Raw genomic sequence first — 13,489 nt, forward strand, 5'->3', positions numbered from 1 at the left:
GATAACACAAAAAAGCATTATAAAACTTCACACGCAAAAATGTCACAGGCTATTTATGACATTGTTATTACTTTCTCACTTTAAGCACAGAGAAACCATGGTTTAAAATTTAGACCAGAGGTTTTGCTGTTTGTTCATAGCATTACAAAAACTATCCACGAGGGTGATGTTTGGCATGAATGGTTTTCAGTTTTTCTTTAGCAACCAATGTATATATCTGCGTGGTCGATAAATCGCTGTGGCCTAATAGTAGCTGAATAACACGTAGATCAGCGTCATGATTGAGTAAATGAGTCGCAAAAGAATGTCGTAACACATGTGGCGACGGTGCTGAAGTAATGCCGGCAGTTTCTGCGTATTTTTTTATCCGGTACCAGCAGGCTTGACGACTGAGAACCGAACCTTTTTGGTTTTTAAATACAAAACGTTCAGGGTTGTTTTTAATAAATAAGGGATTGCTACTGACATGTTTATCAAGCCAAAATAACGCTTCTTCACCCAAAGGCACCAATCGCTCTTTGTTACCTTTTCCAATAATTCGCACAACACCTTGGTTAATGTTAATTTGGTTGGCCTGTAGATTGACCGCCTCACTGACCCGCACACCGGTGGCATACATGAGCTCTAACAAACATTTATCTCGTAAACCAATATCTGTTAACACGTCAGGTTGATCCAATAACCTTTCAATATCATCTTCGGATAAAGGTTTAGGAACTGCAACCGCTTGTTTCGGCATCACGATTTGTTTGAAAGGATTTACGGATAGGTGCTGATTAATTTGCAAAAAACGAAAAAAATGTCGCAAGGCAGAAATTTTCCGAGCCTTACTGGTGGCGCTTAATTGTCTTTCATTTAGATGGCTTATATATTGACCGGCTTGCTCTTCATTCAGTGAGGAGATAGATTGTGATGTTTTTTGCAGATAACGTAACAACTGACTGATGTCAGTTTGGTAGGCTTGAATGGAATGCTTGGAAAGTCCTTTTTCCAAGTGTAGATAACTTAAAAACTGCTGAACAAATTCAACATCTGCCGACATGAATTAGGCATTATCAGCCGCTTCACGCTCAGCTCTTTGTTCTAAAGTTTTCAGATGATTCAGCCATTGCTGCGCATTATTTCTGGCCTTTTTATAATCACTGGCTTTATTAAAGGCATTACGGGCTTGTGAGTAGTTTTTCATACTCGCCTGTGACATGCCAAGCATCAGCCATGCATTGCCGGTTTTATCATCGTCTAAGCCACCTTTTTGTAAGGCACTTTGAATTGATTCTATGGCTTTTGGCCATTTTTCCATATCCACATAAAGATAAGCGCGGGTGATATCAATGTCACCATCTTTAGCGTATTCACTGGCTTTATCATAGGCAGCTAAGGCCTTATCGAGTTCCCGGGCATTGTACCAAGTTTGACCCAATTGCTTCCAATTATCAAAGCTGGGTTCAACTTTGCCATTATCCAATGCATCCTGTAAGACTTTGCCGGCTTTATAAGGAATGTCGTTAAAGGAATACATTTTAAATAACTGCATATAATCAGTTTCTTTATCCAGCAAGTTATTTTCATAAGCCAACACCAAAGCCGCTAATGCATTTTTGTCTTCTTTTAATGTGAAATACACAGAAGACAGCTGCATGTAGTAAGTTTTCTTACCGGGGCTCATTGTTATTAATGTTTTCAATACGTCTGCCATTTCACGGTATTCTGACAATTCTGAATGCGCGGCTAATAATAACTGATACCAACTTTCTTGCGGCTTATCTGATAAAGAAATGGCTTGTTTAATGGCCTTTTTCACTTCTCTAAACTCTTCAAGATTAGCGTGGGCATGAGCTTTTAATTTGAATGCCGTGTCAGGAATCTCATCGACAACATTAAAATAATCATCCAAAGCCCTTAAACCTTCACGGTTTTTACCTTCAATCATGAGTAGCTGAGCCCGTTGCAACATCATATTAAAATGTGTTGAATTCGGCATGGCATCGGTATCAATGGACTTTTTAAAATAATCTGCCGCTTTCAGATAGTTGCCGGCGGTAGATTCCAAATGTCCTAACAATTGGTAAACAATGGCTAGCACGTAGGCATCGCGTTGATTGAGTTTAGCCAACATATTGGTTAAGCCACTGCGCGCTTCACTGTACTTTTCATCAGCAATAAACTCACTGTAACGCTCAATTTGTTTACCTTGTGATTCGGTCATAACCCCGACTGAACCGGAAGGCTCACGAACGGGGTTATCAGTTTTTAATGTACCCGCCGAAACAGAACCAACACATAAAAAACCCAATAAAATGATAATTTTTTTCATGGTTTAACTCCTGCTTTATTCTTTAGGTAATTCAAATTCAATAACCTGAGTTGCCACTTGTTCGACGCCTTGGCCATTGACAATTTTAGGTTTAAATTTGAATTTAAGAATGGCGCGAATCGCTTCACGGTCGAATATACGTCGTGGCTTAGCATCCACCACTTCAGGATTAGTAACGGTTCCTGATGGAGATATGGTGAACTTAACCTTCACCCAACCTTCAATTTTCGCCATTAAAGCCTTACGAGGATACTGGGGGGCAATTCGAACAATCGGAATCACTCCGCCTTCTTCAGACATATTAACCTGACCGACAGCGCCTAAAAACGGACCATCACCACCCACACCCAAATCAAGATTAGGTACATTCAACGTGGGCATATTATTAACCACTTGCTGATTTTGCTGTACGTTCATCTTTGGTGGTGGTGGCGGCTCTTTGGGTGGTGGTGGCTTCTTAGGCACAACACGCTTACGTTGCTGCACGTCATCAGGCACCTTGACCTTGGTAAAATCAATTGTAATGTTGTCGCTATCGGTGTTGACATTGGAACTTTGACTGATCATTAAATGCATCAGCAAGTACAGCACAACCGTGATAAATGCGGCAACAAAAGCAACCGCGAGGAAACGTGGAAGACTCATTGCTTTATCACCTCTCGCCTTTTTCAGCAGCGATCGATATACCCGGTACGCCGGCGGATTTAATTTGGTCCATAACTTCAACCAAATCACCGGTACGCGAACCACGGTCAGCAATAATCACAGCATTAGCCTCTGGATTTTCTGCGTGCATCTTCTCAACACGAGAACGTACAGCACGTAAATCGACCTGTTGCTTGTTAATCCAAATAGCGCCATCTTCTTTAATGGCGACCAAAATATTACCTTTTTTCACTTCTTTGGCTTGGGAACTGGAAGGACGGGAAATTTCCACGCCGGTTTCTTTGACAAAGGAAGTGGTCACAATGAAGAAAATAAGCATAATAAAAACCACGTCCAACATGGGCGTAATGTTAATTTCTGCTTCGTCTTCGTGGTGATGTCTTTTTTTCATATCAATTCTCGTTCATCAGTAAATTGGACTGGTATTTATTCAAAATAGTTCCAATTATCATTAATGGGACTGCATACGGTCTTCCAGTTTTTCTCTTTCTACCACAGCTTTTCGTTTGAAGTAAGTGGTAAAGAAAACACCGGATAAAGCGGCAACCATACCGGCCATTGTCGGAATGGTGGCTTTGGAGACACCACCCGCCATGGCGCGTGCATTAGAGGTGCCAGCTATGGCCATAATATCAAATACATTTAACATGCCGTAAACGGTACCAAACAACCCAAACAATGGGCTAATGGCCACCAAAGATTCTAAAAAACCTAATCCGGAACGTAATTTGATTGCTGCTTCAGACACTTTGGCTGCTTTAACTTGCTTGGCATACCAACTGGTGGTATCGTCACGTTTATCCCAATCTGCAATGATTTGTTTACGTACGCCTGGATACGTTATGGAGTAATACCACATGCGTTCCAGAATCATTAGCCACATCACAAAAAGTAGGATAAAGATGGCCCAGAGTACCGGGCCACCCATGTCGATAAATGCCAATATGTCATACCATTTATCTCTAAGCCAAAACATGCTTATTTCTCCGCCATATTAGCAACGATGCCCGCACTCTGCTCTTCGAGAATGTGGGTTTGTTTTCTGGCCATAGAGTGCAGAATTGAATGCAATACAGTTAATGGTATAGCAACCACCAGACCTAATACCGTGGTCACCAATGCCATGGAAATACCACCGGCCATAGATTTAGGATCACCGGTACCCATTAAGGTAATCATCTGGAAGGTTTGAATCATACCAACAACAGTACCCAACAGACCCAATAAAGGCGCAATAACGTACAAGACCTTAATAAACGACAGACCTGATTCTAATGGTCCGGTTTCACGAATAATGGCCTCGTCCAACTTCAGCTCCATGGTTTCAACATCAACATCAGGATTATCAGTATAAACTGTCATGATGCGTCCCAAAGCGTTATTTTGGTTGGGTTGTTTTTTCTTCAATTGTGATTTTATTTTGCTACCCGAAGACAACAACATAAAGAATTTAATCAACGCCAATATCAAGCCCAAAGCACCGAGTGCTAAAATGACATAACCAACTACGCCACCCTGCTTAACTTTCTCTTTGACACTGGGCGTTTGTACCACTAATTGCAAAATGGTACCGCGGGTGTAATCAACCGGAGTTTGTACCAATTCGCCTTCGCCAGCATTCACAAAGTTTTTAGCCATTGACGAGAATTTACTGCTGGGTTGTTTCAGCAAGCGCTGCAACTCACCTTCACCGGTACCGGTTTCATCTGCAGATCGCCATACCAAGAAGTTTCCTTGGTCATCAAAGGCATTGAAAACACCGACCCGGGTAACCGGAACATTGGTTTCAATTTCACCGGATTCGTTACGAACTCTGGCATTGAATTTTGAAATTTTACCTTCTTCAACAATTTCATGTTGCAAGGCATACCACAATTCACGCAAATCTTTAATGTTAGGCATTTTGCTTTGTGAAGCCAAGGTGTTTAAGAACTCCAAGCGGGCACTGTCAAGTTCTGCCGATGTTAACGACTCTAAAATAGCACTTCGTAAATCACTGGCCAATACTTTAACAGTACCTTGCATTTCACCTAAGTTACCTGAACGTTCAGCTAAAGTGGTTTCCAAGTCCGCCAACATAATTTCATTTTCATCAAATTCTGTTTTTAACTCTTCTGTACGGGCTTCTAAAGCCTGTAACTGAGCGCGTGCTTGAGACAACAACTGACTCTGTTGGTTACGTTGCTGCTTAAATTCATTAATACGCTGTTGATTTTCTTTTGAGCTTTCAGAAGCTGCCTGGCGAACTTCTTTTAACAGCTGATCCAACGAGGCGGTATTTTGCGCCTGTGCACCGGTCGCCATAAGACCAAGTGTCAATAAACTAAAAATTAATTTTTTCATGGTTTACTCTCCTGATACCTGGTGCAAAATTGGCAAGCCCACTAAATCAGGTGCAGCTTGCTTAGCAGCAATGCGGATACCTTCTTTAATGGCGGTATTGAAACGATTGTCCAATACTTCAAAATTGTCCGATTTCGGGTTATACCAGCCAGACTGTTTTTCATCCAGGGTTTGGTATAACAACGCAGTGCGGCCAATCTGTAAGAAACTGACTTTAACGCCACTTTCTAACTCGCCTTCGTAGGTAGAAACCGAACGACCATGATCTAATTCGATTTGGTACGCTTCAGTAATTTTACGGTATTTTTCCGAGGTGGTGACATTAGAATCATTCAGAATGTTTTCTAACTCAACAACACGATTGGTACGTTCTTTAATCTTAAAGGGAATATCCGCTTCAATCATACGTCCCAACATATCAACCATCTCAATCACCAATGGCACGATGGCTCGGTTAGTTGATTCCAACTCGGCCATTTGATCATTCATAGATTGAATGGATAAGTTTTGATCATTAACAACGGCTTCTAACTGTTGATTGTAAACCGTTAAACTTTCAATTTCAGACAATACCGTGCGGTATTGAACGACCAGTTCTTCAGTTTGATCATTCAGGCGATTGACCTGATCCTGTGCTTGTTGTGCTTGTGCATTGGTTTCATTAACCACTTGTACAGCAGTTTGTAGCTGTGCTGCGCCAACCACTGAGGTCAGCAACAAAGCCAGCATAACCACGGATTTGGTTAAACCAACTTTAGAAATTTGAGATATCAACATACCTTCCCTTCCAGTTCAAAGATTTAAGAAATAATGTGTGGAATATTGGCGTTAAATTTGTAATGACCTGAAAAAGCATCATCATAAATCGGACAAACCAATCCACACTCGACTTAGTGGTGACCAAGAATAACTTTCTTTTTTGGAAAATTAAAGAACTAATTAAATAATTTACAAAATATTTATCTGTTTTTAACCCTTAAATTATTTAAAATCGGAACCCATTCAAATTATTTCAATGTGTGGTACTTATGCCCATCAGCACAACCTGGCGCCACTTGGCTGCTTTTATCTATGACCTGTTTCCCATCATTGGTCTTTGGCTCATCACCTCAGTGGTGATTGTTTTAATCCGCGGTGGTGATGAAGTCCCGCCCGGTACTTTATGGTTTCAATTATTACTGACTGCAGAATTGGTGTTTTATTTTGTTTTTTCTTGGCTTAAAGGCGGTCAAACACTGGGTATGCGCGCTTGGAAAATAGGTATTGAAGATTTTCAGACCATGACTTTGTGGCAATCTTTGGCACGTTTTCTCGTGGGTCTGGTGTCTACTGCTTTATTGGGTGCCGGATTATGGTATAAAAAAATTAATGCCGCCGGACTGAGCTGGATGGACATGATCAGCGGTCATCGTACAGTGAATGTCAGCCATCTTTCAAAAACCAATCCATGATGCCACTGTATGGTTAAAAACGCTTGATGCCACCGCGTAAAGCCAATAATGCGATACCGCAAATAATGGCCGGTGGCACAATCGTCATTAAAGGTGGTGACAAATGATACACTTCGCCGACATTGAGCAGTGTTTTATTCATTAGATAAATAACAATGCCAATGACCATGCCAATCACTAAGCGCTGTGAAAAGCCGGCATTTCTGACGTTACCAAACAACACCACCATACCACACAATGCTGTGGTCATTACCAATAACGGAAAAGCCAGCTTAGCCCACCAGGCCATTTGATAAGCGCTTTGCAAACCACCCGACTGGGTATTAAATTGTTGTAACTGCTTTAAGTCGCGCAGGCTTAAATATTTGGCGCGGGTGGTGGATAAGTTGAGGATTTTTGGCTCAATACGTGATTGCCATCGTTGAGATTCAAGGTGCTTAAACTCAACCCCTTGCTCACTAAACACTGAAACCTTTAAATTCTCTAACGTCCATTGTTTATTCGCGTACAACGCCTTTTCAGCTTCCGACACTTGCACCAATTGTTGCTTTTCAAGCTCAAAAACTGTGACTCCTGACAATAGGTATTCTCCGGTTTCCGGCTGTTTCGTCATTTTATTGCTGCGAAACACCACATCACCATCCTTAATCCATACCGCATGCGTCACCGAAGTGGCCTGACCGGCAGATATTTTTTGATTACGGAACTGTTGCGCCATTTGCTCTGCTTTCGGGGACATATATTCGCCCATCAAAGTCACCGGCACCAACCAAACCAGTAAAGCCATCAACATCATTCCGGCAATTCTTAGTTGGCTGATACCTGCGGCACGCATCACCACCAATTCGGATCCGGCGGCCAAAGCCCCCAGCGACACCACCACCGCCATTACTGCACTCACCGGAAACAGTTCATAAATTTTACTGGGGATGGTTAAAATCACAAAAAAGAACACATCGCCTAAGCTGTAATGAGGTGATATGTCATTGAGCTCCTTGATTAAACCAAATAAAACATCAATGGACAGTAACAAAGCCACTGCCAAAGCCAAGCCAAAGCTCATGGTTCTAAAAATATAGCGGGTTAATATCATCATCAAGTTACACCCTTCTTAGCTAACACCGGCTGTCGCAGTACACGCCCGTCCAGTCGTCGCAATCGCCACCAGCCGTAACCGATAAATAACAGATAAACCCACCATAAGCCAAAAATCATGGGAAGTGTGCCTTGTGCCAGCAATGATTGGCCAATCGTCAAAAGATTAATGAGCAACACATAGGCCGCCAAACCGGTGACTAAATTGATGTATTTTGCTTCACGATGAGATGTTTTACTTAAAGAGACCGCCAATAAGAACAGCACCCATACAGAAATTGGTGGTACCAATCGGTAATGTAACTGAGCCCGATCAATGAGGTTATCACTGCGCCAAAGATCCAAGGTGGTTTTTGACTGCTCGTCCAACGCCGCAATCTCGCGTTTTAAATCCGGCAGTTTAATGTCGTTACGCTTAAACTGCATCATTTGATAACGGTTACTGCCCGGAACGCCTTCATTGCGATAGCCATCAAACAAGGCCACATATTTATGTCCATTTTCCTCAAATTCATAACCATAAGCAGCGGTAATGGTATCAATGCGATCGGGGTGATGAATGTTGGCAAAAATGTTTTCTACGCGCTTGGTCTCGGCATCAATGCGTTCCACATAGATCACGCCATCATCAGAAAAAAAACTTTGGAACTTACCTTCTGATAAGCCCATCAATGAAATGTCTTCACTGGCTCGCGTGGTTAACTCCTTAGACAATTGCGCAGCCATTGGCCCAATCCATAAAGCCAACAATGTGGTTATCAAAAACACCACCACAGCCAGCGGCACCAAGGCCTTTAAAATATCACGCAATGACCACCCAAAAGAATGCATCATCACCGCTTCCTGGTTACGATATAAACCACTTAAAGCGGTCAACAATCCCAGGAAAAATGACAACGGAATCAAAATATTGAGTACATCGACCGACCGCAAGCTGAGTTCAATAAACAATAAGTCCGGTGCCAACACGCCGCGTGCAATGGCGCGCAATGTCGATGTAAACAAAGTTCCCACCATCAACAAAAACAACAGCATCAATACCACCAAGGATGTTTGGGTGCATTGTTTGCGCACATATTGCGTCAGTATCATGGCAAGTAAAAGTAAGAAAGCCGGTTATTTTAACAGCTTAACCCAGTCTGTGTATCAACGACATGCGTTTCAAAAAACATTTTTGCCGTTTTTATTTAATTATCAGAGACCTTTGAATTAATCTGGGTCGATGGAAAAAACCCAACATTAGGGCTTTAACTTGATTCACGATTAATTCAAAGGTCTCCATTAAGGTAAACATTCAATGGGTTTTTCACTGGTTAAAGCTTGAGATGTTGATTAAAATCCCCAATTCGTTCAATTTAGGAGAAATTCTGATGTCATTACACGCAACCGAACAAACACCTCACCAAAATAAAGCCGATCAAATTATTATCGGCCTATTTCAAGATCAAAAAAGCAACAAACTCACCGAACAACTGAGCGATGTAAGCCAGAAACAGCTGGCTGACCGCATTAAGCACAAAGATTTCAGCGGACAATCAGGTCAACAAGTCACCCTATATAATGACAACGGTCAACAAGTGTTGTTGGTTGGCTTAGGTAAAAATGACGATTTCTCTGCCGACGACTTATATGACACCACCCACAAAGTAATTAGCACCACAGCCGGCTCGCGTTGTACATCTGTGGCAGTGTATTTACAGGCCGTCGATTTTAAACATATCGACAAGCAACAAGCCACTAAATTGGTGACGCTGGCAGCATCTCACGCCACTTACCGTTATGAAGACACCAAGTCCTTTAAAGATGACAATAAACATGCCTTAGATCGCATTGAGATATTCACCGATAAAGACAATGCAGAAGCCTTTCGTTTAGCGGCAGGTATAAGCAAAGGTATTAATGCCACGCGACATTTAGGTAACTATCCGCCTAACCTGTGTACCCCTAAATACATTGCCAAATACGCCACCGACATTGCCCATGGTCATGACAAATGTGACATTGATATTTTAGACAAAAAACAAATGAAAAAAATGGGCATGGGCGCCTTACTGGCTGTGGCACAAGGCAGCCACAATAAACCACGTATGGTGGTACTTACCTACAATGGTGCCGACAACAACAAAGACCCCATTGCACTAGTGGGCAAAGGCATCACCTTTGATACCGGCGGAATTTCCTTAAAACCAGGTGCCAACATGGACGAAATGAAATACGACATGTGTGGCGCTGCCAGTGTTATTGGTGCTTTTGTGGCTGCGGTGGAATTAAACTTGCCGATTAACTTAAAAGTATTTGTACCGGCTGTGGAAAACATGCCTGATGGTAAAGCTTACCGCCCCGGCGATGTCATTACCTCTTACTCCGGCCAGACCATTGAAGTGTTAAACACCGATGCTGAAGGACGCATGATTTTATGTGACACCCTAACCTATGCTCAGGAATTTAACCCGGAAGTGATTGTTGATTTAGCCACTTTAACCGGTGCTTGTGTGGTGGCTTTGGGCCACAATGCCGCTGCCGTGATGACCAAAACTGACGGTATGGCAGAAGAATTTAAACAAGCCGGAGAACAAATTCACGACCGTGTGTGGGAATTACCCTTATGGGATGTGTACCAAAAACAACTGGACACCAGCTTTGCTGATATGAAAAACATTGGTGGTATGCCTGCAGGCACCATCACTGCCGGTTGTTTCCTATCACGCTTTACCAAAGACCAAAAGTGGGCACACATTGATATCGCCGGCGTTGCTTGGAAAGACAAAAAAGAAGGTGCCACCGGCCGTCCTGTGGCCATGTTGGTACAATATTTAATTAACAAAAGCCGCGCGTAAAACCCATGATTGAAAAATACGACCCAACCGCCATTGAAAGCAAATGGTACGAAACCTGGGAACAGAAGGGCTACTTTAAACCCAACGGTGAGAATAGAGAATCGTATTGTATTATGATTCCGCCGCCCAATGTGACCGGAACTTTGCATATGGGCCATGCCTTTCAAGACACCATCATGGACACCTTAATTCGTTATCAACGGATGCAAGGTAAAAACACCCTATGGCAACCCGGCACCGATCACGCCGGAATCGCCACACAAATGGTGGTCGAAAGACAGCTCAACGCGCAAGGTACATCACGAACTGAGTTGGGTCGTGACGCTTTTATGGAAAAAGTTTGGCAATGGAAACAACAATCAGGCGACACCATTACCAATCAATTGCGGCGTTTAGGTGCTTCTCCCGATTGGTCTCGGGAGCGCTTCACCATGGACAAAGGCATGTCCAATGCGGTATTAAAAGTGTTTGTTGATCTTTATAACGAAGGTTTGATTTACCGTGGTCAGAGATTGGTCAATTGGGACCCGACATTGAACACAGCTTTAAGTGATTTAGAGGTAGAATCTCACGAAGAAAAAGGTCATATGTGGCACTTTAGCTATCCGGTTGCCGATAAAGACGGCCAGGCCACTGAAAAGACACTAACCATTGCCACAACACGTCCCGAAACCTTACTGGGAGATACTGCAGTCGCGGTCAACCCATCCGATGAACGCTTTAATCATCTGATTGGCCAACATGTACTATTGCCGATTTGTAACCGCCTTATACCGATCGTCGGTGACGAGCATGCCGACCCTGACAAAGGCACCGGCTGTGTGAAAATTACGCCAGCTCATGACTTCAATGATTATGAAGTGGGTCAGCGTCATCATTTACCGATGATTAATATTTTAAACAAAGACGGCACCCTCAATAATGAAGTGCCGAACGACTATCGTGGCATGACCAGACAACAAGCCCGTCAAGCCGTGGTCGACAAGATGCGTGAACTGGGTTTGTTAAAAACCATTAAAGACCATGTGTTGATGGTGCCCCGTGGTGATCGCTCCGGTGATGTGATTGAACCCTTACTCACCGACCAATGGTATGTCGATGCCAAAACCCTGGCCAAACCGGCCATCAAAGCGGTAGAAAACGGTGATATTAAATTTGTTCCGGATAATTGGAAAAACACCTATTACGCCTGGATGCGCGATATTCAAGACTGGTGTATTTCTCGGCAACTATGGTGGGGACACCGTATTCCCGCTTGGTATGATGAAAACAACACCATTTATGTGGGTTTATCAGAATCGGATGTTCGCAACAAACACGACCTTGATGACGATGTGAAGTTACGTCAGGAATCCGATGTTTTAGACACTTGGTTCTCATCGGCTTTATGGCCTTTTGCGACATTAGACTGGCCGCAAAACAGTGATGCCTTAAAAGATTTTTATCCCGGCAATGTGTTGGTCACAGGTTTTGACATCATCTTCTTCTGGGTGGCACGGATGATTATGATGGGCATTAAGTTTATGGACGAAGTGCCTTTTAAAGAAGTGTATATCCACGGACTTGTTCGCGATTCCCATGGTCAAAAAATGTCTAAATCTAAAGGCAATGTACTAGACCCCCTGGATTTAATAGATGGCATCAGCCTGGAAGAACTAATCGCCAAACGCACCCGCGGCTTAATGCAAGATCAGCCGGACAAAGTTAATCACATCAAAAAGCAGACCATAGAAGATTTCCCAGATGGCATCAAAGCTTATGGCTGTGACGCTCTGCGCTTTACCTTTGCATCATTGGCCAGCACCGGACGTGACATTAACTTTGATATGGGTCGCGTTGAAGGTTATCGAAATTTTTGTAACAAAATATTCAATGCCGCCCGTTTTGTGCTGATGAATTGTGAAGATTTTGATATCTCTGTTAAAAAATCCTATGCACCAAGCACCGCCGAACGCTGGATAATATCAAGATTACAACACTGTATTGCCGATTACCGCAAACATCTGGATAGCTACCGTTTGGATTTAGCCAGCCAAGTGATTTACGATTTTTTCTGGAACGAATACTGTGATTGGTTTCTGGAAATGGCGAAGCCATTATTAAAAACAGAACAAAAACCCCATGTTCAGTACACATTATTAACAGTGCTGGATCAGGCGTTGCGTTTATTGCATCCGATTATGCCGTTTTTAACCGAGGAAATCTGGCAAGCAGTCGCTGAAAAACTGACACTGGGCAGTCAGTCCATTATGATTTCGGCATTCCCATCAGCCAACGCAAAAAAAATAGACACCGAAGCCGATAGTGAGATTCAATGGCTTAAACAATTAACACTAAGCGTGCGACAAATCCGTTCAGAGATGAACATTGCACCGGGCAAGAAACTAACGGTGTTACTCAGTGACTATAACGACAAAGATGCACATAATGTGGATCGACACCAAGAACTCATCAACACCATGGCGCGCCTGGATGGTATTGAGCTGTTGCCCAAAAACAGCCAAGAGCCGCCTTCGGCCACCGGCTTAATCGGTACCACCAAAGTACTGATACCTTTGGCCGGCTTAATTGATAAAAATGAAGAAATGCAGCGCATTGCTAAAAACATGGCAAAAGTGGAACAAGAAATCAAACGTGCTGAGGGTAAATTAAATAACGAAAAATTCACCGCCAAAGCCCCCGATTCAGTGGTTAAAGCAGAACGCGAAAAATTGCAACAAAACCAAACTGCACTCAAGGAACTGGAAGAGCAACGCACTAAGCTCGAACAGCTGTAAATTGAT

Annotated in this window: 12 protein-coding genes; 3 read left to right on the top strand and 9 right to left on the bottom strand. The window is 42.9% G+C overall.

Annotation, left to right across the window (positions count from 1 at the left end; translation table 11 throughout):
• Positions 1 to 151: 151 nt before the first annotated feature.
• From xerD to OS173_RS01820, 7 genes are read right to left on the bottom strand one after another with little or no spacing between them, the layout of a single operon-like run.
• Positions 152 to 1,042: a site-specific tyrosine recombinase XerD gene (gene xerD, locus OS173_RS01790; protein ID WP_267182561.1), complete on the bottom strand. Its 891-nt coding sequence runs from the start codon at positions 1,040 to 1,042 to the stop codon at positions 152 to 154.
• Positions 1,043 to 1,045: 3 nt separating this feature from the next.
• On the bottom strand, positions 1,046 to 2,314 hold the full coding sequence (locus tag OS173_RS01795) for a tetratricopeptide repeat protein (protein WP_267182562.1): 1,269 nt from the start codon (positions 2,312 to 2,314) through the stop codon (positions 1,046 to 1,048).
• A 15-nt stretch (positions 2,315 to 2,329) separates the two neighbouring features.
• Positions 2,330 to 2,959 carry an energy transducer TonB gene (locus tag OS173_RS01800; protein WP_267182563.1) on the bottom strand — a complete coding sequence of 210 codons (630 nt, stop codon included), beginning with the start codon at positions 2,957 to 2,959 and terminating at the stop codon, positions 2,330 to 2,332.
• 7 nt (positions 2,960 to 2,966) lie between these two features.
• A complete protein-coding gene (locus tag OS173_RS01805) occupies positions 2,967 to 3,371 on the bottom strand; it encodes an ExbD/TolR family protein (RefSeq protein WP_267182564.1) in 405 nt (134 codons plus the stop codon).
• Between the two features lie 60 nt (positions 3,372 to 3,431).
• Positions 3,432 to 3,956 carry a MotA/TolQ/ExbB proton channel family protein gene (locus OS173_RS01810; RefSeq protein WP_267182565.1) on the bottom strand — a complete coding sequence of 175 codons (525 nt, stop codon included), beginning with the start codon at positions 3,954 to 3,956 and terminating at the stop codon, positions 3,432 to 3,434.
• Between the two features lie 2 nt (positions 3,957 to 3,958).
• Positions 3,959 to 5,323: a MotA/TolQ/ExbB proton channel family protein gene (locus OS173_RS01815; protein WP_267182566.1), complete on the bottom strand. Its 1,365-nt coding sequence runs from the start codon at positions 5,321 to 5,323 to the stop codon at positions 3,959 to 3,961.
• Positions 5,324 to 5,326: 3 nt separating this feature from the next.
• Complete coding sequence (locus OS173_RS01820) at positions 5,327 to 6,100, bottom strand: DUF3450 domain-containing protein (protein ID WP_267182567.1); 774 nt, start codon at positions 6,098 to 6,100, stop codon at positions 5,327 to 5,329.
• A gap of 251 nt (positions 6,101 to 6,351) precedes the next feature.
• Between OS173_RS01820 and OS173_RS01825 the strand changes: the two genes are divergently transcribed.
• Positions 6,352 to 6,774 (top strand): RDD family protein, encoded by a 423-nt coding sequence (locus OS173_RS01825; protein WP_267182568.1) that lies wholly within the window; start codon positions 6,352 to 6,354, stop codon positions 6,772 to 6,774.
• A gap of 13 nt (positions 6,775 to 6,787) precedes the next feature.
• Here the strand turns inward: OS173_RS01825 and lptG are convergent, their stop codons facing one another.
• Together lptG and lptF are read right to left on the bottom strand one after the other, a co-directional pair.
• Positions 6,788 to 7,870 (bottom strand): LPS export ABC transporter permease LptG, encoded by a 1,083-nt coding sequence (gene lptG, locus OS173_RS01830; RefSeq protein ID WP_267182569.1) that lies wholly within the window; start codon positions 7,868 to 7,870, stop codon positions 6,788 to 6,790.
• Positions 7,870 to 8,961: an LPS export ABC transporter permease LptF gene (gene lptF, locus OS173_RS01835; RefSeq protein ID WP_267182570.1), complete on the bottom strand. Its 1,092-nt coding sequence runs from the start codon at positions 8,959 to 8,961 to the stop codon at positions 7,870 to 7,872. The genes lptG and lptF overlap by 1 nt, the downstream gene beginning before the upstream one ends.
• Positions 8,962 to 9,239: 278 nt before the next feature.
• Here lptF and OS173_RS01840 point away from each other — a divergent pair, with 278 nt between their 5' ends.
• Positions 9,240 to 10,706, top strand: coding sequence for a leucyl aminopeptidase (locus OS173_RS01840; RefSeq protein ID WP_267182571.1), 1,467 nt, complete (start codon positions 9,240 to 9,242; stop codon positions 10,704 to 10,706).
• A 5-nt stretch (positions 10,707 to 10,711) separates the two neighbouring features.
• Positions 10,712 to 13,483: a valine--tRNA ligase gene (locus OS173_RS01845; RefSeq protein ID WP_267182572.1), complete on the top strand. Its 2,772-nt coding sequence runs from the start codon at positions 10,712 to 10,714 to the stop codon at positions 13,481 to 13,483.
• Positions 13,484 to 13,489: the final 6 nt, after the last annotated feature.

The organism is Marinicella gelatinilytica (assembly GCF_026410405.1).
Lineage (GTDB): Bacteria > Pseudomonadota > Gammaproteobacteria > Xanthomonadales > Marinicellaceae > Marinicella > Marinicella gelatinilytica.